The organism is Streptomyces changanensis (assembly GCF_024600715.1).
Lineage (GTDB): Bacteria > Actinomycetota > Actinomycetes > Streptomycetales > Streptomycetaceae > Streptomyces > Streptomyces changanensis.
On the sequence record NZ_CP102332.1, the window covers coordinates 5063868 to 5084992 of the forward strand.

At 73.7% G+C, this 21125-nt stretch carries 15 protein-coding genes; 10 read left to right on the top strand and 5 right to left on the bottom strand.

The genetic code is table 11. The features are described 5' to 3' along the window. The first annotated feature begins 103 nt into the window (after positions 1-103). Positions 104-2071: an ATP-dependent DNA helicase gene (locus NRO40_RS22460; RefSeq protein ID WP_058943265.1), complete on the top strand. Its 1968-nt coding sequence runs from the start codon at positions 104-106 to the stop codon at positions 2069-2071. A gap of 309 nt (positions 2072-2380) precedes the next feature. On the opposite strand, the gene lexA is transcribed toward NRO40_RS22460, so the two are convergent. Then, positions 2381-3181 carry a transcriptional repressor LexA gene (lexA, locus tag NRO40_RS22465; RefSeq protein ID WP_058943266.1) on the bottom strand — a complete coding sequence of 267 codons (801 nt, stop codon included), beginning with the start codon at positions 3179-3181 and terminating at the stop codon, positions 2381-2383. A 692-nt stretch (positions 3182-3873) separates the two neighbouring features. On the opposite strand from lexA, the gene nrdR reads away from it, so the two are divergent. Then, positions 3874-4386, top strand: coding sequence for a transcriptional regulator NrdR (gene nrdR / locus NRO40_RS22470; protein ID WP_058943267.1), 513 nt, complete (start codon positions 3874-3876; stop codon positions 4384-4386). A 154-nt stretch (positions 4387-4540) separates the two neighbouring features. Beyond that, the gene (locus tag NRO40_RS22475; RefSeq protein WP_058943268.1) at positions 4541-7420 is read left to right on the top strand and encodes a vitamin B12-dependent ribonucleotide reductase; all 2880 of its coding nucleotides are present in this window, start codon (positions 4541-4543) and stop codon (positions 7418-7420) included. A gap of 194 nt (positions 7421-7614) precedes the next feature. Here NRO40_RS22475 and NRO40_RS22480 read toward each other — a convergent pair whose 3' ends face one another. Continuing rightward, complete coding sequence (locus NRO40_RS22480; protein WP_058943269.1) at positions 7615-8142, bottom strand: TerD family protein; 528 nt, start codon at positions 8140-8142, stop codon at positions 7615-7617. 236 nt (positions 8143-8378) lie between these two features. Between NRO40_RS22480 and NRO40_RS22485 the strand changes: the two genes are divergently transcribed. Then, positions 8379-8984: a YdbC family protein gene (locus NRO40_RS22485; RefSeq protein ID WP_058943287.1), complete on the top strand. Its 606-nt coding sequence runs from the start codon at positions 8379-8381 to the stop codon at positions 8982-8984. Positions 8985-8996: 12 nt separating this feature from the next. Here the strand turns inward: NRO40_RS22485 and NRO40_RS22490 are convergent, their stop codons facing one another. Continuing rightward, complete coding sequence (locus NRO40_RS22490; RefSeq protein WP_058943288.1) at positions 8997-9620, bottom strand: TetR/AcrR family transcriptional regulator; 624 nt, start codon at positions 9618-9620, stop codon at positions 8997-8999. 152 nt (positions 9621-9772) lie between these two features. On the opposite strand from NRO40_RS22490, the gene NRO40_RS22500 reads away from it, so the two are divergent. The 4 genes from NRO40_RS22500 to NRO40_RS22515 all read left to right on the top strand — a co-directional run bounded on the left by NRO40_RS22500 (position 9773) and on the right by NRO40_RS22515 (position 14137). After that, positions 9773-11380 carry an ABC-F family ATP-binding cassette domain-containing protein gene (locus NRO40_RS22500; RefSeq protein ID WP_058943270.1) on the top strand — a complete coding sequence of 536 codons (1608 nt, stop codon included), beginning with the start codon at positions 9773-9775 and terminating at the stop codon, positions 11378-11380. A 41-nt stretch (positions 11381-11421) separates the two neighbouring features. Next, on the top strand, positions 11422-12333 hold the full coding sequence (locus NRO40_RS22505) for an ADP-ribosylglycohydrolase family protein (protein ID WP_058943271.1): 912 nt from the start codon (positions 11422-11424) through the stop codon (positions 12331-12333). 369 nt (positions 12334-12702) lie between these two features. Then, positions 12703-13413: a ribonuclease HII gene (locus NRO40_RS22510; RefSeq protein ID WP_058943272.1), complete on the top strand. Its 711-nt coding sequence runs from the start codon at positions 12703-12705 to the stop codon at positions 13411-13413. 91 nt (positions 13414-13504) lie between these two features. Continuing rightward, complete coding sequence (locus NRO40_RS22515) at positions 13505-14137, top strand: hypothetical protein (protein ID WP_058943273.1); 633 nt, start codon at positions 13505-13507, stop codon at positions 14135-14137. 165 nt (positions 14138-14302) lie between these two features. Here NRO40_RS22515 and NRO40_RS22520 read toward each other — a convergent pair whose 3' ends face one another. Both NRO40_RS22520 and NRO40_RS22525 read right to left on the bottom strand, forming a co-directional pair. Beyond that, on the bottom strand, positions 14303-14932 hold the full coding sequence (locus NRO40_RS22520; RefSeq protein ID WP_058943274.1) for a hypothetical protein: 630 nt from the start codon (positions 14930-14932) through the stop codon (positions 14303-14305). Between the two features lie 217 nt (positions 14933-15149). Next, complete coding sequence (locus NRO40_RS22525; protein ID WP_058943275.1) at positions 15150-17321, bottom strand: RecQ family ATP-dependent DNA helicase; 2172 nt, start codon at positions 17319-17321, stop codon at positions 15150-15152. Between the two features lie 111 nt (positions 17322-17432). Here NRO40_RS22525 and NRO40_RS22530 point away from each other — a divergent pair, with 111 nt between their 5' ends. Beyond that, a complete protein-coding gene (locus NRO40_RS22530) occupies positions 17433-18911 on the top strand; it encodes a DUF4192 domain-containing protein (protein ID WP_058943276.1) in 1479 nt (492 codons plus the stop codon). A 115-nt stretch (positions 18912-19026) separates the two neighbouring features. After that, positions 19027-21090, top strand: coding sequence for a glycogen debranching N-terminal domain-containing protein (locus tag NRO40_RS22535; RefSeq protein WP_058943277.1), 2064 nt, complete (start codon positions 19027-19029; stop codon positions 21088-21090). Positions 21091-21125 lie beyond the last annotated feature (35 nt).

The following is a 21125-nucleotide window of genomic DNA, read 5'->3' on the forward strand; positions in this document are numbered from 1 at the left end:
GGTCCGGTCCGGGGACGACCACCCCGCTCGTCGGCCGGAAGCGGACGGCGGGTGACTCCGACGGGAACCGACTGTCGGTGGGGCCCCTTAGGGTGGACGGGCTATGACGAAGCCATCCCTCCCCGAGCTCCTCCACGCCGCCGTCGCCGCCGTCGGCGGCGCGGAAAGGCCCGGCCAGGTCACCATGGCCGAGGCCGTCGGCCAGGCCATCGACGACGGTACGCACCTGCTCGTCCAGGCCGGCACCGGCACCGGCAAGTCCCTCGGCTACCTGGTGCCCGCCTTGGCCCACGGCGACCGGGTCGTGGTGGCGACGGCCACGCTCGCCCTCCAGCGGCAGCTCGTCGAGCGGGACCTGCCCCGCACGGTCGAGGCGCTGCACCCGCTGCTGCGCCGGCGCCCGGAGTTCGCGATGCTCAAGGGCCGCTCCAACTACCTGTGCCTCCACCGGCTGCACGAGGGCGTCCCGCAGGACGACGAGGAGGGGCTCTTCGACCCGCTCGAGGCGGCGGCCCCCACCAGCAAGCTCGGCCAGGACCTCATGCGCCTGCGCGACTGGTCCGACGAGACGGAGACGGGCGACCGTGACGATCTGACGCCGGGCGTCTCCGACCGCGCCTGGGGACAGGTCTCGGTCACCTCGCGGGAGTGCCTCGGGGCGACGAAGTGCGCGTACGGCGCGGAGTGCTTCGCCGAGGCGGCCCGCGAGCGGGCCAAGCTCGCCGACGTCGTCGTCACCAACCACGCGCTGCTGGCGATCGACGCCATCGAGGGCGCGCCGGTCGTCCCGCAGCACGACGTGCTGATCGTGGACGAGGCCCACGAGCTGGTCTCCCGCGTCACGGGCGTCGCCACCGGCGAGCTCACCCCCGGGCAGGTCAACCGCGCCGTGCGCCGGGCGGCGAAGCTCGTCGACGAGAAGGCCGCCGACCAGCTCCAGACCGCCGCCGAGGGGTTCGAGAAGCTGATGGAGCTGGCCCTGCCCGGCCGGCTCCAGGAGCTGCCCGAGGACCTCGCCTACGCGTTGATGGCCCTGCGGGACGCCGCCCGTGCGGTGATCACGGCCATCGGCAGCACCCGCGACCGGTCCGTGCAGGACGAGGACGCCGTCCGCAAGCAGGCCCTCGCCGCCGTGGAGAACGTCCACACGGTGGCGGAGCGCATCGCGAACGGCTCCGAGTACGACGTGGTCTGGTACGAGCGGCACGACCGGTTCGGCGCGTCCCTGCGGGTGGCCCCGCTGTCCGTGTCCGGGCTGCTGCGCGAGAAGCTCTTCGCCGACCGGTCGGTCGTCCTGACCTCCGCGACGCTCAAGCTCGGCGGCGACTTCAACGGCGTGGGCGCCTCGCTCGGCCTGGCCGCGGAGGGCGTCGAGGGCGAGGACCTGCCGGTCTGGAAGGGCATCGACGTCGGCTCCCCGTTCGACTACCGCAAACAGGGCATCCTCTACGTCGCTCGGCACCTCGCCACCCCGGGCCGCGAGGGCAGCCGGGACGACATGATGGACGAGCTGGCGGAGCTGATCCAGGCGGCCGGGGGCCGTACGCTGGGCCTCTTCTCCTCGATGCGGGCCGCGCAGGCCGCCGCCGAGGAGCTGCGGGGCAGGCTCGACCAGCCGGTGCTGCTCCAGGGCGAGGACACCCTCGGCGAGCTGATCAAGACGTTCGCGGGGGATGCCGCCACCTGCCTCTTCGGCACGCTGTCCCTGTGGCAGGGCGTGGACGTCCCGGGGCCGAACTGCCAGCTGGTGGTCATGGACCGCATCCCGTTCCCGCGGCCGGACGACCCGCTGATGAGCGCCCGGCAGAAGGCCGTGGAGGAGGCCGGCGGCAACGGCTTCATGGCGGTCGCCGCGACGCACGCGGCGCTGCTCATGGCCCAAGGTGCGGGCCGTCTGGTGCGCGCGACGGGGGACCGGGGCGTCGTGGCCGTCCTGGACCCGCGGCTGGCGAACGCCCGGTACGGCAGCTTCCTGCGGGCCTCCCTGCCCGACTTCTGGTACACGACGGACCGCAACCAGGTCCGCCGCTCCCTGGCGGCGATCGACGCGGCGGCGCGGACGGCGGGGTAGGCGGGCTCCGACCCGGACCGGCGCGCTCGGTTCTCCGGGTCGCCCGGTCCCGGGGGCGCCCGGTCCTGGATGGTGCTCCGGCCTGGGCCGCCCGGTCTCGGGTCGCCGGTCTGGGGCCGCCCGGTCCTGGAGGTCGCTCGGGCCTGGGGTGCTCGGCCCACCGGGCTCAGCCGTCCCGCCGCCTCGCCCTGCCTGCTCGCGGGCCGGCTCGTCCGCCCGTCTTCACGGCGGCCCGGCGGCCCGGTGGCACAGCAAGGCCCCGGGACCGGCGCAGAGGTCCCGGGGCCGGTTCGGGCCGGCGGGTGAGCGTCACACCCGTCGCAGAACCGCCACCACCTTGCCGAGGATGGTCGCCTCGTCACCGGGGATGGGTTGGTAGGCGGCGTTGTGCGGGAGCAGCCAGACGTGGCCGTCCTCCCGCTTGAAGCGCTTGACGGTGGCCTCGCCGTCGAGCATGGCGGCCACGATGTCGCCGTTCTCCGCGACGGGCTGGCGGCGCACGGTGACCCAGTCGCCGTCGCAGATCGCGGCCTCGATCATCGAGTCGCCGACGACCTTCAGCACGAAGAGCTCACCGTCGCCGACGAGCTGCCGGGGGAGGGGGAAGACGTCCTCGACGGACTCCTCGGCGAGGATCGGGCCACCGGCGGCGATCCGGCCGACGAGCGGCACGTACGACGCCGCGGGCTTGCCCGTGGTGTCGGCGGGCTGGGTGCTCGGCTGGTCGGAGCCGCGGACCTCATAGGCGCGGGGCCGGTGCGGGTCCCGCCGCAGGAAGCCCTTCCGCTCCAGCGCCATCAGCTGGTGGGCGACGGAGGACGTGCTGGACAGCCCCACCGCCTGGCCGATCTCACGCATCGACGGCGGGTACCCCCGCCGCTGCACCGAGTCGCGGATCACCTCGATCACGCGCCGCTGGCGGTCCGTGAGGCCGGAGCTGTCGGCGCGGATGCCGGGAGGTCGGCCGGGCAGCGAGCGTGCGGGCTTGGGAGGCTCGGGGGTCGCGCTCGCCTCGTTCACGTTCTTCACGGTCATGGCATGCACCGGCTCGAATCGGCCCTGGGAGCGGTCCTGGGCGGTGATGGTGGCGCTGTCTGCGGTGGTGGTCACGTCGGCCCCTCTCGAATGGTCTCCCTGGCTGGCACAACGGTAGTTGCTTTCGAAAGGTTGCGCCAAACACACGTTCGAGTGAAAAAACAAGGAATGACTTACGTGTGCGTGAACCTAGGTGTATCTGCGACCTTTTCGGCGCCGTGGCAATTCGGGCCATTACGGTAACCCTCGCCGTCGCGCCCATCGCGCCCGGGGTGGTCACTCCGCCGTTCCCCGGAACGGTTGCGAGGCGTCCGCGGGTGCCGGGGGCGGCGCCGGAGCGTTCTCGAGGGGGCGCCCGAGGGGTCTTCCGGGGAGCTGTGTGGAGGCCTCCGAGGGGAGCTCGGAGGGATCTCGGGCGACGTCCGAAAGGCGATCGGAGGGGGCGTGCGGAGGGGAGCCCGGGGTAGGCGCGCGGTGCGGGAAGTGCGCCCATGGCGGCCTGTCGCGCCCGTGCCCCGACGCTCTCCCGGACCGCCCGTGCCGTAGGCTCTCGGTCGGCCGCAGGCCCGCGGGCGGCACGACACGCGCCACGGGGCGAATGGGCGTCAGACCCTACATGTAGTGGTTGCATGGTCACAGCCGCCCAGAAGTTGTGGTCCCCGGTCAGTGGGGAGGGCGGCCATCGCCTATGCTGGTGCCTGCTTCGCACGGGTCCGGGAGGACGCGGCGAGGCTATTCAGTCGTGCTTGTGAAGGAGGGTTGGGACCATGCACTGCCCCTTCTGCAGGCACCCCGACAGCCGCGTCGTCGACAGTCGCACCACCGACGACGGGACGTCCATCCGACGCCGCCGTCAGTGCCCCGACTGCTCCCGCCGCTTCACCACCGTGGAGACCTGCTCCCTCATGGTCGTGAAGCGCAGCGGGGTGACCGAGCCGTTCAGTCGGACCAAGGTCATCAACGGCGTGCGCAAGGCATGCCAGGGGCGGCCCGTCACCGAGGACGCCCTCGCGCAGCTGGGCCAGCGGGTCGAGGAGGCCGTGCGCGCCACCGGCAGCGCCGAGCTCACGACGCACGACGTCGGCCTCGCCATACTCGGCCCGCTGCGGGAGCTCGACCTCGTCGCGTACCTGCGCTTCGCGTCCGTGTACCGGGCGTTCGACACGCTGGAGGACTTCGAGGCCGCCATCGCGGAGCTGCGCGAGCGGCGGCCCCCCGTGGACCAGGGCGGCACCGGTGCGACCCCCGAGGTCCCGGTGCCCGCCGGCCCCGCCGACTGACCGGCCCGCCGGACCGGGGTCCGGTTGCCGGCCGCGCGGCGGCCAATCGACCAGCCGGGGGCGCTGCCCGCAGCGCCCGCGGCGACAGACAGACACCGTGCCTTGGGAAGATCTGGGCACATCAGGGCGTTTTTGCCCGTATATGGGAGGCGGCATGACAGAGACGACGAGCGGCCCGGCACGAGGCTCCCGAGCCAAGGGGTCCAAGGCGGGCAAGGGCCTGCGCATCGAGCGCATCCACACGACGCCGGGCGTGCACCCGTACGACGAGGTCGTCTGGGAGCGCCGTGACGTCGTCATGACCAACTGGCGTGACGGCTCGGTCAACTTCGAGCAGCGTGGCGTCGAGTTCCCCGACTTCTGGTCGGTGAACGCGGTCAACATCGTCACCAGCAAGTACTTCCGGGGCGCCGTCGGCACCCCGCAGCGCGAGACGGGCCTGAAGCAGCTCATCGACCGCATCGTGAAGACCTACCGCAAGGCCGGTGAGGAGTACAACTACTTCTCGTCCCCCGCCGACGCGGAGATCTTCGAGCACGAGCTCGCCTACGCCCTCCTGCACCAGATCTTCAGCTTCAACTCCCCGGTGTGGTTCAACGTCGGCACGCCGCAGCCCCAGCAGGTCTCCGCCTGCTTCATCCTGTCCGTCGACGACTCCATGGAGTCGATCCTCGACTGGTACAAGGAAGAGGGCATGATCTTCAAGGGCGGCTCCGGCGCCGGCCTGAACCTCTCCCGCATCCGCTCCTCCAAGGAGCTCCTCTCCTCCGGTGGCAACGCCTCCGGCCCCGTCTCCTTCATGCGCGGCGCCGACGCCTCCGCCGGGACGATCAAGTCGGGCGGCGCGACCCGCCGCGCGGCCAAGATGGTGATCCTCGACGTCGACCACCCCGACATCGAGGACTTCATCGAGACGAAGGTCAAGGAGGAGGAGAAGATCCGCGCCCTGCGCGACGCGGGCTTCGACATGGACCTGGGCGGCGACGACATCACGTCCGTCCAGTACCAGAACGCCAACAACTCCGTCCGCGTGAACGACGAGTTCATGAAGGCCGTGGAGACCGGCGGCAAGTTCGGCCTGCGCGCCCGCATGACCGGTGAGGTCATCGAGGAGGTCGACGCCAAGGCGCTCTTCCGCAAGATGGCCCAGGCCGCCTGGGCCTGCGCCGACCCGGGCATCCAGTACGACGACACCATCAACCGCTGGCACACCTGCCCCGAGTCCGGCCGGATCAACGGCTCGAACCCGTGCAGCGAGTACATGCACCTGGACAACACCTCGTGCAACCTCGCCTCGCTGAACCTGATGAAGTTTTTGAAGGACGACGGCAAGGGCAACCAGTCCTTCGAGGTCGAGCGCTTCGCGAAGGTCGTCGAGCTCGTCATCACCGCGATGGACATCTCCATCTGCTTCGCCGACTTCCCCACCCAGAAGATCGGTGAGAACACCCGCGCCTTCCGCCAGCTGGGCATCGGCTACGCCAACCTCGGCGCCCTGCTGATGGCCACCGGCCACGCGTACGACTCCGACGGCGGTCGCGCCCTCGCCGGCGCCATCACCTCGCTGATGACGGGCACCTCCTACCGCCGCTCCGCCGAGCTCGCCGCGGTCGTCGGCCCGTACGATGGCTACGCCCGCAACGCCGGGGCGCACAACCGCGTCATGAAGCAGCACGCCGACGCGAACACCGCCGCCGTCCGCGTGGACGACCTCGACTCGCCGATCTGGGCCGCCGCCACGGAGGCCTGGCAGGACGTGATCCGCCTCGGCGAGAAGAACGGCTTCCGCAACGCGCAGGCGTCCGTCATCGCCCCGACCGGCACCATCGGTCTCGCGATGTCCTGTGACACCACCGGCCTCGAGCCCGACCTCGCCCTGGTCAAGTTCAAGAAGCTGGTCGGCGGCGGCTCCATGCAGATCGTCAACGGCACGGTCCCGCAGGCCCTGCGCCGCCTGGGCTACCAGGAGGAGCAGATCGAGGCGATCGTCGCCCACATCGCCGAGCACGGCAACGTGATCGACGCGCCCGGCCTCAAGCAGGAGCACTACGAGGTCTTCGACTGCGCCATGGGCGAGCGTTCCATCTCCGCGATGGGCCACGTCCGCATGATGGCCGCCATCCAGCCCTGGATCTCCGGCGCGCTGTCCAAGACGGTCAACCTCCCCGAGACGGCCACCGTCGAGGACGTCGAGGAGGTCTACTTCGAGGCGTGGAAGATGGGCGTCAAGGCGCTCGCCATCTACCGCGACAACTGCAAGGTCGGCCAGCCTCTCTCCGCCAAGAAGAAGGAGGAGGAGAAGAAGGCCGCGGTCGAGCCGACGAAGGTCGAGAAGGTCGTCGAGTACCGCCCGGTCCGCAAGCGGCTCCCCAAGGGCCGCCCCGGGATCACCACCTCCTTCACGGTGGGCGGTGCCGAGGGGTACATGACCGCCAACTCCTACCCGGACGACGGTCTCGGCGAGGTCTTCCTCAAGATGTCCAAGCAGGGCTCGACCCTCGCGGGCATGATGGACGCCTTCTCCATCGCGGTCTCCGTCGGCCTGCAGTACGGCGTCCCGCTGGAGACGTACGTCTCGAAGTTCACCAACATGCGCTTCGAGCCGGCCGGCATGACGGACGACCCGGACGTGCGGATGGCGCAGTCGATCGTCGACTACATCTTCCGCCGCCTGGCGCTGGACTTCCTGCCCTTCGAGACCCGCTCGGCGCTCGGCATCCACTCCGCCGAGGAGCGCCAGCGGCACCTGGAGACCGGCTCGTACGAGCAGTCCGTCGAGGACGAGGACGTGGACGTCGAGGGCCTCGCCCAGTCGGCCCCGCGCCAGCAGGAGGCCCCGAAGGCCGCCGCCCCCAAGGCGGAGCCGGTCGAGCTCCCGGCCCCCAAGCAGGCCCACACCTCGGCCGAACTGGTCGAGATGCAGCTCGGCATCCAGGCCGACGCCCCGCTGTGCTTCTCCTGCGGAACGAAGATGCAGCGCGCCGGTTCCTGCTACATCTGCGAGGGCTGCGGCTCGACCAGCGGCTGCAGCTGAACCGCCCGACCGCCCGCGCCGGTGACGGGGTGGGGGTCGGCGGGGCGGGCACGGTGACCCGCTGAGGTGGGGAGGTCTCCCGGGAGACCTCCCCACCTCTCGCGTACGGGGCGGGGTGCCGCGGCGCTGCGGACGGCTCGGCGGGCGCCCATCACGCCCACCGCCGGCGGCGGACGCCCATCACGCCGGCCGGCTCAGCGGCGGGCGCCCATCACACGGCTGAAGGACTGCGGGTCGGTGTCGAAGCCGTGCAGCAGCCGCCGGTACCGCCAGGTGTCGGCGTCCTCGCGGACGAACTCGGCGATGGTCGCCGCGGTGGCGCCGGCCACGCCCGCAAGGTCGTCGTTGTCCAGTTCCTCGTAGCCCTCTCGCACCAGTACCTTCGTGTTGGGCACGTCCCCGAAGGTCACGGGCCCGCCGCTCTGCTGTATGGCGATGCCCACCACCACGCGCGCGTAGTCGGGGGACAGTCGGGTCAGCTCCAGCGTCATCGCCTCGTCGATGCCGAACCCCTGTCCCGTACGGCTGTCGCGGTTGAGCGTGATCGTGCCGTCGGGCGACCGGCTGTCGAAGTGCACGAGGTAGACCGGCTCGCCGTACGGGTCCGCCGTGGGATAGACGGCGGCGATGATGTCGAGGTCGTGCACCGGGCCGCCACCCGTGCTCGGGTCCCACTTCAGGGCCACCTCGACCTTGGCCACGCCCTTGTTCAGCGTGCTCACCCTTTCCCCCTCTCTGCGCCACTGGCACGGGGCCGGAGGCAACTCCCCTCCGGTGCCCGCCTGCTCGACCATGGTGTCACGGAGCGTCAGGACCGTCAGCGCGTCCGTGCGGAATGCGCCCGAGGGCCCGGGTGGGGACCGTCCCCGCGCCGGGTGCTCCGGGCGTGCCCCCGGCGGTCGGGAGCGGGTTCCGTCGGGCCGGCACCGCCCGGGCCGCCGCGCCGTACGATGGCGCGGTGCTGGTCAAGTGGATTCGCTGCACCGTCGTGGACCGTCGCGGGTTCGAGCGGGGGCAGCGGAAATGGGCGGGGCTGCCGGGGGAACCCGGCTTCCGGGGGCAGGGCGGCGGGTGGAGCCGTCTGCGGCCCGGTGTGGCCCACGTGTTCTCCTTCTGGGAGAGCCGTCCCTTCTACGATTCGTTCATGGCGCGGTCACACGCCAGACTGGCCGCCGCGCAGGCCGGCACCTTCAAGGGCGCACAGGTCAAGCTCTTCGACTACCGCTTCGACGTGAAGACCGGCTTCGAGCCGCGTTTCACCGACGCCGACGTGGTGCGGGTCGCCCACAGCCGGATCCGCGAGGACCGGGTGGAGCACTACGCGCTGATGCAGGAGAAGGTGTGGAACCCCGCGATGGCCGGATCCCCCGGCATGCTGCGGGGGCTGTTCGGCGAGGCGCCGGGCAACGAGTTCCTGGTGCTGTCCATGTGGAAGTCGGCGGCCGAGCACGGCAAGTACCGGACGGAGCGGGTCGAACGGCTCGCCCTGCGCGCGCAGATCGCGGCGGACGTCGTCGCCCTGACGGGGGACGTCGTCGACCTGGAACCGGCCTGGACGGTCTGACAGGCGTCGTCCTCAGCGGCGCGCGCCGGTGAACGCGCCCGCGTGGACGGCCGCGAGGGCCGCCGCGGCCGCCTGGTCGGCGAGTTCCGCGTCGACCGGTTCCCGCGTCACGAAGAGCCGGAGGAACAGCGGGGCGGAGACCGCGCGCACCACCGCGCCCGCGTCCGTGCCGGGCGGTGCCTCGCCGCGCTCCACCGCGCGCTCCACCACGGCCTCGCACCGGCCGAACCGTTCCGCGTAGAAGGCGCGCAGGGCGTCCGCCGCGCGCTCCGACTGGAAGGCGGCGGCGACGAACGCCGTGGGCGCGGCGGCAGCCGCCGGGTCGGCGAACGAGTCGCACACCTCCCGGGCGAGCGCCCGCAGGTCACCCGCCAGTGTGCCCGTGTCGGGTGGGGTCCAGCCGTCCTCGCCCGCGAGGTCGAGGGCGTCCGCGACGAGCCCTTCGAGCCCACCCCACCTGCGGTACAGCGTCGTCTTGTGGACCCCCGACCGCTCGGCGACGAACTCGACGGTCAGGCCCGGGTAGCCGTGTTCGGCCAGACCGGTCAGCACGGCGTCGCGCACCGCCGCGCGGGTTCGCGCCGTGCGGCCGCCGGGACGCCGGGAGCCGGGTCCGGGGTCGGACGGCGCCGGCATCGGGTTCTCGGTCAATTGCTACTCCTGTTGCGTTAGGCAGGACGAGTGTGCCACACTCACCTTAACGCCACGGAAGTTGCGTTATCGAGCGTTCGTTGCCGACCCCTCTCTCCTCCCGACCCCTCTCCTCGGGATCCCACTCGGAGGCGCCCTTGCCCACGCAGATCTCCCTCCGTCACGTCACCAAGGCCCGCGGCGAGCGACTGCTCCTCGACGACGTCTCCCTCACCGTGCGCCCGGGCGAACGGATCGGCATCGTGGGGGAGAACGGCGCGGGCAAGTCCACGCTCCTGCACCTCCTCGCCGGCACCGAGCGGCCCGACGAGGGCGATGTCGTGACGGTCGCCGAGCACGGTGTGGGATTGCTCGCCCAGACGCCGCAGCTCCCGCCGCACCGCACCGTGGGCGACGCCGTCGACACCGCCCTGCACGAACTGCGCGCCATGGAGGCCCGCCTGCGTGCCCTCGAAGCCACGCTCGCCGACGCCGACGACACCACCCTCGCCGAGTACGGCGAACTGCTCACCGCCTACGAGCTGCGCGGCGGGTACGAGGCGGACGCCCGGGTCGACAAGGCGCTCCACGCTCTCGGACTGGCCGGCACCGGCCGCTCCCGTACCCTCGGCAGCCTCTCCGGCGGTGAACAGGCCCGACTCGGCATCGCCTGCCTGATCGCCGCGGCCCCCGAGGTCATGCTGCTGGACGAACCGACCAACCACCTCGACGAGGGGGCCCTCGGCTGGCTGGAGGAGGCGCTGCTCGCCCACCGGGGCACCGTCGTCGCCGTGTCCCACGACCGGACTTTCCTGGAGCGCGTCGCCACCACCGTGCTCGACGTGGACGCCGACCGCCGCACCGTCGTCCGCCACGGGAACGGCTACGCCGGGTACCGCGAAGAGCGGGCGGCCGCGCGCCGCCGCTGGGAGCAGGCCTACGCCGACTGGTGCGACGAGACGTCCCGGCTGGAGGCGTACGCCGAGACCGCCGCCCACGGCGTCGCCGGCCGCCCCATCAGGGACAACAACAAGATGGCGTACGACCGGGCCGGCGGCCGGGTCCAGGCGTCGGTCGCCGGGCGTGTCCGCAGCGCGCGCGAAAGGCTCCGCAGGCTTCGGGAGGACCCGGTACCCCGCCCGCCCCGACCGCTCTCCTTCGCCGCCCGCCCGATCGCGGGCGCCACCGACGGCGACCTCGTGACCCTCACGGACGTGCGCGTGGGGGACAGGCTCGCCGTCGACCACCTCACCGTCGCGGCGGGGGAGAAGCTCCTGGTGCACGGGGGCAACGGCGCGGGCAAGTCCACCCTGCTGCGCGTCATGGCAGGACACCTCGCACCCGACACGGGGACCGTCACCCGCCGGGGCGCCATCGGCCACCTCGCCCAGGAGATACCCGCCGACCGCCCGGCGGAGCGGCTCCTCACCGCCTTCGGCCGCGGCCTCCCGCTCACCGACGACGAGCGCGAGGAACTCCTCCTGTCGTACGGACTGTTCCGCCCCCGCGACCTCCACACCCCCGTGGGCGCTCTCTCGGCCGGACAGCGCCGCCGGCTCGCCCTCGCCCGGCTCCTCGCCCGCCCCGCCGACCTCCTGCTCCTCGACGAACCGGCGAACCACCTCGCGCTCGGCCTCGTGGAGGAGCTGGAGGCCGCGCTCGACCGCTGGACCGGCGCCCTCGTCGTCGTCTCCCACGACCGGCTCCTGCGTCGCCGCTTCACCGGCCGGACGCACCGGCTGGAGGCCGGACGCCTCGTCGGCTGACCCGGGAAACGGGCGGCGCCACCGGTTAGAGTGGCAGGGCGATGACCGCTGACTCCTCCCTCGACCGGCGCTTCGAACGCGCCCTCGCCAGCCTCCGCGGGCTGGCCGTGGGCGACGCCCTCGGCTCCCAGTTCTTCGTCCCCTCCCACTACCCCCTGCTGAAACGGCGCGAGCTCCCACCGGGCTCCTGGCAGTGGACCGACGACACCGAGATGGCCTGCTCCGTGCTGGCCGTGCTCGTCTCGCACGGCCGCATCGACCAGGACGCCCTCGCCCGCTCCTTCGCCGACCACCACGACTTCGACCGCGGCTACGGCCCCGCGGTCAACCGGATGCTCCGGCTGATCCGGGAAGGCGGGGACTGGCGGGAGCTGGCCGCCGGCCTCTTCCAGGGGCAGGGCTCCTGGGGCAACGGCGCCGCCATGCGCATCGCGCCCCTCGGCGCCTGGTACGCAGACGACCCCGAGCAGGCCACCCACCAGGCCGAGATCTCCTCGTACACGACCCACCAGCACCGCGAGGCCGTCGTCGGCTGCATGGCGGTCGCGGCCGCCGCCGCACTCGCCGCGGCGCCGGACGGACCACCCAAGGCCACCGACTTCCTCGACGCGGTCGTCGCCCTCGTCCCCCGCAGCGCCGTCGGCGCGGGACTGCGGCGCGCCCGCGACATGCTCGACTACGGCGACACCCAGACCGTCGCCGCCGTCCTCGGCTGCGGACGGCGGACGAGCGCGCACGACACCGTGCCGTTCGCCCTGTGGTCCGCCGCCCGCTCCCTCGACGACTACGAGCGTGCCTTCTGGACGACCGCCCAGGCCGGCGGGGACGTCGACACCACCTGCGCCATCGTCGGTGGCGTGGTCGCCGCCGCGCAGGCGGGCGCGCCGCCCGCCGAGTGGCTCGCCCGCACCGAGGACCTGCCCGCCTGGCTCCCGGCGCGCGCCGCCCACTGATCCCGAGGGCCCGGGCCCTCGGCCCCCGGCTGCCGCGCGGCCGGGCTGCCGCGCGGCCGGGGCCGGGGCAGGGGTCCGCTCGGGGCCCGCCCTGGCGGCCTGTCCGCCCCGTCCGCCCTGTCCGGCCGGGTGTCCTCCAGTGCCCCGTCCCCGGCGGACGCCACCCCCACGTACACCGGCCCCTGCTTGTGGGTGGTGGCCCTGACGGCGGCCCGGTAGGGCAGGTGGGAGGCCGCCGAAGGGCTCCGCACCACCGCCGCCGCGGCTCCCGGGAGGTCCCGCCACCGCCCTTCGAACGGAAGGGAGATGGCACGGGATGCCAATCCGGGTGTCGCCGGAGGGGACAAGCGGCGTAACCTGTCAGGCGCCATGCCGTACGAAGCACCCACACACACCGTCGAGCGCTCGATCCGAGCGACAACCGGCGCCAGGATCATCGCCGGAGTCGACGAAGTCGGCCGCGGGGCGTGGGCAGGGCCCGTCACCGTCTGCGCGGCCGTCACCGGACTGCGTCGGCCGCCGGACGGACTCACCGACTCCAAGCTCCTCACCCCCCGGCGCCGCACCGAACTCGCCGCGGAGCTCGAACGGTGGGTCACGGCCCACGCGCTCGGGCACGCCGGCCCCGAGGAGATAGACGAGCTCGGCATGACCGCGGCGCTGCGGCTGGCCGCCGTACGGGCTCTGGAGGCCCTGCCGGTCCGACCGGACGCGGTCATCCTCGACGGCAAGCACGACTACCTGGGAGACCCCTGGCAGGTCCGCACGGTGATCAAGGGGGATCGTTCCTGCGTCGCCGTCGCGGCGGCGTCGGTGATCGCCAAGGTCCGGCGGGACGCGATGATGAGCGAACTGGAGGCGCAGTCCGACAGGTACGCGCCGTTCGGCTTCTCCGCCAACGCCGGCTACCCGTCCCCGGTGCACAAGGCCGCTCTCGCCGAGTGGGGCCCCACCCCCCACCACCGCATGACCTGGGCCTTCCTCGACGCGCTGCCCCGGTGGCGGCACCTGAGGAAGTACCGCGTCTCCCCGGAGGCGGCCGAACTCGAAAGCGGGGGCCAGCTCGGCTTCGACTTCTGACCGCCCGAACGGGGCGCGGCCGCCCGTCGCGGACCGCACATACGAGCCACCCGCCGATGCCCATCGCACCGGCGTTTGATACACATCCCTTATGCCTCTCATACCCGAGGAGCCTCAGATTCACGAGAGTGCCCAGGGTCCCCGCGTCACGCCGGCCGCAGGCCGCCCCGCGCCGACCCCCCGACCCGTACCCGGCCCGCGTACCGCGGCCTCGCCCCGCCCCGGCCGCCCGGGTCCCGGCCCCGCCAGGCCCGCACCGCCGGCCCCCCGCCAGCACACCCCGGGCGGACAGCCCGCGGCCCGGCAGGAGAATCGTTCCGCTGACGCCCGCACCACGCCGCGGATCCAGCTGATCCCGGCCCCGCTGGACGGCGCGATCGACGCCGCCGAAGAGGCGGTCGACCTCCTGCTGGAGAGCGGCCGCGCCCCCGGCGACATCCTGGTCCTGACCACCGGCGAGCAGCACCCCTGGGCGGCCCACGAGCTGTCCTTCGGCGAGGCCGCCTACTGGGCCCAGCACGACGCACGCGACGACGTGTTCTTCGCCGCCGCGTCCGCCGCGGACCGTGCCGCCGCCCGGCCCGTGGTCGTCGTCGCGGTCAACGGCGGCGACGACGCCGTCACCGCCCGGGCGCTGCCCGCCGCCTTGAACCGCGCCGACACGCTGCTCATCGTGTGCGGTGACCCCGCCCGCATCAACGGCGTGCTGGGCACCGCCCTCTGACGGAACGCCAGCCAGGTGGCCGGACGGCAGCACCGCCGTCCGGCCCACCGGCCACCACGGGCCGCCCGAGTCGGCGCGGCCCGCACCGGCCGGCACCGGTCCGCCGGGGCCGTCAGCGGGCGGGCCGAACGGCGCGGCGGCTCCCCCGAGCCGCGCTCTTCGTCGTCAGCGGGCGGCCGTACGGCGCAGCGGCTCGCCCGAGCCGCTCACCATGCGTGGTGGCGCCGGCGCGTCCTGCCCGTCGGCACCGGATATGTCCGACGGCGGTGACGCCGAGTGGGGATGCCGGCCACCTCGGTCGTCACCCGCCACCTGCCACCCGTCGCGGGTCAGCGTGATGTAGGCGCCGCAACGGAGCCCGTGCAGCGTGCACGCGTCCCGGAGGCCCCACATCCACGCCCCGTCCTCCTCCGTCCACTTCCCGCTGCCCTCGCGGCAGTTGAGCAGGACGGCCGTACGTACCGGGCTGCGGCGTCGCAGGTCGTGCGGGATGACCCGGCGCAGGTGCGCCAGGAGCGCGTTGCGGAAGTCCCAGCCGTCCGCCGGCACCGGTCTCGGTGTGAACGACGCACTGGCGATCAGCCGTTCCTCGTGATCCAGCACGGCGACCACGGCGGTCGCCGGCCCCGGCGCGTGACGAGCGTGCAGACCCGTGACCACGTCACGGGGACTGCGCAACAGGGGGATGCCGGCCTCCGCCCACTCGGCGGGTTCCAGCATGCGGGCGAGACGGCTGGCGGAGGCGGCCGGTGTGGTGAACGAGGAGGCTGCGGACGGAGCGAATCCGAAGGTCACGATCCTCCCTTCGCATACGCGCCCACAGGAGCGGGCAGGGTCGGGTGAGGGCGCGCCGCGGCAAGGCCCTTCCGGACCGCGAACGAGCCGTGCTGGGGCGGGATCCAATTCTTGCGGGCGGCATGGGCAGGCGGCAACGAGCAATTGGGACCGCTGACGGGAATGGGCTGTTATGCCACCCAATTCCCGACCACAAGAATTCCCCGTGACGACCCGATCAACCCGCCACCGCGAGGACCAGCGGAAACACCCCCGGTGCTCCCGCGCGGCGAAGCAGCCGCGCCGCCACCGCGAGCGTCCATCCGCTGTCCGAGAAATCGTCGACCAGCAGCACCGGACCGCCCGCCGACGACAGCCGCTCGGCCAGACCGACCGGGACGGTCAGGGCCCGGTGCAGACCGCACACCCGCTGCGCGCTGTTGGTCCGCGAGATGCGCGTGTCCACCGCCTCCGGCGCGTACTCGACGGAACCGAGCAGCGGCATCCGCCCCACCTCCGCGATCCGCGCGCCCAGCGAACCCACGAGCTGCGGACGACTCCGCGAGGCGACCGTCACCACACCCGCCGGGCGGGGCGGCGCGTCCGACGCACCGGACGCCCAGCCCCCGGGACCCTTCGCCCAGTCGGCCAGCACGCGCACCACGGCGTCCACCACGTCGTCCGGCACCGCCCCGTCCGGCGCCCGATCCGTCAGCATCGGCCGCAGCCGGTTGCCCCAACCGATATCCGACAGGCGCCCCAACGCCCGTCCCGCGGCCGACTGCTCCCCGGCCGGGATGCGGCCCTTGAGGTCGACACCGACCGCCGGCAGACCGGTCGGCCACATCCTGCGCGGCTCGACCTCCACCCCCGGCCTGCTCAGCTCGCCCCGCGCCGCGTCCAAGGTCGTGGCGGACACCTTGGCGTCGAAGCGCGGCCCGGCGCAGTTGTCGCAGCGGCCGCACGGTGCCGCCTCCTCGTCGTCCAGCTGCCGCCGCAGGAACTCCATGCGGCACTCCGCCGTCGTCACGTAGTCCCGCATGGCCTGCTGCTCCGCGGCCCGCTGCCGCGCCACCCACGCGTACCGCTCCGTGTCGTACGTCCACGGGCGCCCCGTGCTCGTCCACCCGCCCTTCACCCGGCGCACCGCGCCGTCCACGTCGAGGACCTTCAACATCGTCTCCAGCCGGGTGCGCCGCAGCTCCACCAAAGGCTCCAGCGCGGGCAGGGACACCGGGCCCTCCGAGCGCGCCAGCACGTCGAGCGTGCGCCGCACCTGCTCCTCGGGCGGGAAGGCCACCGAGGCGAAGTACTGCCAGATCGCCTCGTCCTCCGGGCCGGGCAGGAGCAACACCTCCGCACTCGCCACACCGCGCCCGGCGCGACCCACCTGCTGGTAATAGGCGATCGGCGACGACGGGGAGCCCATGTGCACCACGAACCCGAGGTCCGGCTTGTCGAATCCCATGCCCAGCGCGGACGTGGCGACTAGCGCCTTCACCCGGTTCGCCAGCAGGTCCTCCTCGGCCTGCCGCCGGTCGGCGTTCTCCGTGCGCCCCGTGTAGGACGCCACCTCGTAACCGCACTGACGGAGGTGCGCCGCCACCTCCTCGGCCGCCGCGACCGTGAGCGTGTAGACGATCCCCGAACCCGGCAGCTCCCCCAGGTGCTCGGCGAGCCAGGCCAGCCGGTGCGCCGCGTCCGGGAGACGCACGACACCCAGCCGCAGGCTCTCGCGGTCCAGCGCACCACGCAGCACCAGCGCGTCCGATCCCGCCGCCGTGCCGAGCTGCTCGGCCACGTCCGCCGTCACCCGAGCGTTCGCCGTCGCCGTCGTCGCCAGCACCGGGACACCGGACGGCAGCTCCGCCAGCATCGTGCGCAGCCGCCGGTAGTCCGGGCGGAAATCGTGCCCCCAGTCGGAAATGCAGTGGGCCTCGTCGACCACCAGCAGCCCCGTCGCCGCCGCCAGCGCGGGCAGCACCTCGTCACGGAAGTCGGGGTTGTTCAGACGCTCCGGCGACACCAGCAGCACATCGACCCGACCTGCGGCGATCTCCTCCTGGACCGTCTGCCACTCCTCCATGTTCGACGAATTGATCGTCCGGGCGTGGATGCCCGCCCGAGCCGCGGCGTCCACCTGGTTCCGCATGAGCGCCAGCAGCGGCGAGACGATCACCGTGGGCCCCGCACCCCGCGCCCGCAGCAGCGCCGTGGCCACGAAGTAGACGGCGGACTTGCCCCAGCCGGTGCGCTGCACGACCAGCGCCCGTCTGCCGTGCGCGACCAGCGCCTCGATGGCCCGCCACTGGTCCTCGCGCAGCCTCGCCGCGCCGGTGGCGTCACCGACCAGGCGGGCCAGCACAGCGTCGGCCGCGGAACGCAGGTCTTCGTCGTTCGTCTGCTCCATGCCTCACATGGAACAGCACCGCACCGACAACCGGCGAACGCACCGGGAAGCCTGTGGACAAAGTTATCCACAGGGGTCGACGGATCGACGGGCCGGCGGGACCGTCAAGCCATGAACGCACACCACGATCACACCGGCCCCCGCGACACCCACCCGTCCGCCGCCGGCCCGCTGCCCGTCACCTCCCCGGGCTTCACGGACGAACCGCAGATCACCCTGCGCGGCCCCGCCCAACTGGCCGACGCCCTCCCGTACATGCTGGGATTCCATCCGACCGATTCGGTCGTCCTGCTCGCCCTGCACGGCGAGCGCGGCCGCTTCGGCGGACGTCTCAGGCTCGGCATCCCCGCCTCGCCCCGCGAGTGGGCACCCGTCGCCGAACAGCTCGCCGAGTGCCTCGTCGAAGGGTGCGAGCGGCGCGGCTCCCGCCCGGACGGCGTCGTCGTCTTCCTCTGCCAGGACCCCGCCGCCGGCGAGGAGGACGGCAGGAGGGTGATGCAGCGGCTGCGGCCCTTCGCGCAGAAGCTGCGCACGGCGTGCGGGGCCCTGGACGTGCCGGTGTACGAAGCCCTGTGCATCTCCGGCGGTCGGTTCTGGTCCTACTGCTGCCCCGACAGCGACTGCTGCCCGCCCGGCGGCACGGCCCTGGCCCCGCCCGGGACGTCCGTCATGGCGGCGGCCGCCGCCTACGCGGGCATCCACGTACGCGGTTCGCTGCGCGACATGGAAGCCCGCCTCAGGCCCCAGCCGACCGGCCCCACCACGGCCGCCCAGGAGCACGCCCTCGACACGGCCAGTGCCTCGCTCGTCCACCGCATCCTCAGCGCCAAGGAGGCCACGCGTGTCAGGGAGGAGACCATCCGACTCGCCCAGCGCCTGATCGACCGGCTCTCCGAGCACCCGCCACTCAGCGACGACTCCGCCGGCGACATGCGGGACGACGCACTGATCGACGACCGGGAAGCCGCCGAGCTGATCGTCGGACTCCAGGACCGCCGGACCCGGGACCGTGCCGCCGAGTGGATGGAAGGCGCCGCAGCGGACCGCGCCCTACGGCTGTGGCGCGCCCTGGCCCGCCGCTGCGTCGGCGCCTACGGCGAGCACGCCGCCGCGCCCCTCACCCTCGCCGGCTGGGTCGCCTGGTCGGCCGGAGACGAGCCGACCGCCCGCGTCGCCCTGGCGCTCGCCCTGGAGGCCGACCCCGAGTACGTCTTCGCCCGGCTGCTGCACCAGGCGTGCAACGAGCAACTGGACCCCGAGACGCTCCGCCACTGCCTGCGGGGCGAGCGAGACGCCAGGGAAGGCGCGGAGGACCGCCGGTCCGGCAGGCGCCGGACGGCCGTGCGCGGGTCGGGGGCGCGAGCGGTACGGCGCAAACTGCGCGCCCGGACCCCCGCGCCCCGACCCACCACGACGAACACCCCACCGCCCGGCCCGGCGCGCCCCGGCCCCGACGCCCGTCCCGCGCGCACGCGCACCGTCCGCGGCGGCGGGCTGCGGGGAGCGCAGGACGGTCGGACCGCAGAACGGCACGACGACCTGCGGGGGACCGGCGGCCGGGACGCGAGCGATGGAGGGAGCGCCGGATGACGGCCGTGACCCGCGCCCCCGTACGGCCGTTCACGTCTGTGGCGGAGTCCCCCGACCCGTGCCGCCGTACCTCCAGCGGCTGTCCGGAGCGCACAGAAGGCTCAGCAGACGACCCATGGACCTCACCGTCCCCTCCCCGGCCCCGACCCCGTCCCGGCGCACCCAGGCCCGCCCCGGCGGGCGGGCCCACCCACCGCCCGCCGCCCACGGCCGACCCCCCGCCGCGCCACCCGGCGGACCCCCGTCCGTCCACCACGCCCTCGTCGGCGTCGCCCTGCCCGGACTGGCCGTCTCCCCCGAACACGGACAGCTCACCGGCCACGGCCTCGAAGGGTTCTACCAGTCCGGACGACGACTTCTCTCCCGGTGCCACCTGCGCGTCTTCGGCCGCGAACCCGTCCCCGTCCAGGGCAGGCTGGTCTCAGCGTCCCGCGCCCGGTTCGTCGCCCTCGTTCGTACCCCCGCCGACCCCGGCCCGGACCCGGGCGTCGCCGTGGAACGCTCCAGGGACGCCGACGGCTCCGAACGGATCACCCTGCGCAACGCGACCGGCCGGCCCCTGCGCGTCCCGGTCGAGCTCACCCTCGGCACGGACCTCTCCGCACTCGCCGCCATCGCGTCGGGACGCCCCGGCCCCGAGCTCCGCCCCTCCGTGTACGGCTCGGGACTGCGCTGGTCGGCACCGAGTGGCGGCCAGTCCGTCGTCACCGCCGAGCCCCCGCCGAAGGACGCGCTCGCGTCCACCGGACTGCTCCGCTGGGAGCTCGACGTCGACGCGGGAGCCGCCCGCACCATCACCTTGCACGTCCACGCCGGGCGGCCCCTCAGACCGGCCGCCCGGTCGAGCGGCCGGATCCTCTCCGACGCCCGGGCGGAAGGGGACGACCCCCGTGCCGCGAGGCTCCTCGCCACCGCCCTCGACGACCTCCGCTCCCTCCTCGTCCGCGACCCCGCCCACCCCGCCGACCTCCACCTGGCGGCCGGAGTCCCCTGGCGCACCGGCCCCGCCCCGGCCGAGACCCTCTGGGCCGCCCGTATGCTCCTCCCGCTCGGCACCCGACTCGCGGTCGACACCCTGCGCGGCGTCGCCCGTTCCCTGGACGGTGCCACCGGCGCGTCCGCCGGACGCGTCCCCGGGCCGCTCCGCGACGCCGGTCCCCACCTTCCGCCGGCCTGCACCGGAGTGGAGGCCACGCTCGCCTTCCCCGCCGTCCTCGCCGAGGCCCGCCTGTGGGGGCTCCCGGAGCAGGACCTGGCCGAGCTGCTGCCGGCGGCGGAACGCTGCCTGGCGTGGCTCTGCGCCGCCGTCGACGACGACGGGCTGGTGGCCGAGCCGGGACCAGCCGCCGGTGTGCGGCGCGCGGAGACACAGGCCCACGCCCACCGGGCCGCCCTGCTCGGTGCCGACCTGCTGGAGGCGTGCGGTCGGGACGGCGCCGACGCATGGCGCGACCGCGCCCACGCCATCCGGCGCCGCTTCCGCGAGAGTTTCTGGCTGGACGACCCGACCGGCGGCCGCCCCGCCGCCGCGCTCACCACGGACGGCCGCCCCCTACCCCATCTGGGGTGTGCCGCGGCCCACCTGCTCGACACCGGACTGGTCGGCGGGGGAGGCCACGCAGGGGGACTACTCGACACGTTGCAGACCGAACAGGTCGCCCGGTTGCTCGGCAGCCCCGCGCTCGACACCGGCTGGGGCCTGCGCGGCCTCGGCACCAAGGAGCCCGGGCACAATCCGTTCGGCCACCGCGCGGGCGCCGTCCGCGTCCACGAGACCGCCGTCGCCGTCGTGGGCCTCGCCTCCGCCGGATACGAGAAGGAAGCGACCGGGCTGGTCCGCGGGCTGCTCGATGCGGCGGAGGCGTTCGCGTACCGGCTGCCGGAGATGTACGGCGGGGACCAGCGCACCGAGGGGGGCGCGCCCGTGCCGCACCCCTCCGCCTGCCGTCCCGCCGCCGTCGCCGCGGCCGCGGCCGTACACGTCCTCGCCGCTGTCGCGGGCATCCGCCCCGACGTCCCGGCCGGCACGGTCGCGCTGCACCCTCTGGGCGGTGCCCCCCTGGGCGCCCTGAGGCTCTCCGGGCTCAGTGTGGCGGGGGAGTCGTTCGCGGTGCGCGTGAGCAGGATGGGGCTCGGGATGGTCGAGGAGGCCGCCGCGGGACTCCAGTTGGGCGTGTGACCACGCGCGGTCAGCCACGGGGCAACGCGAGGGGG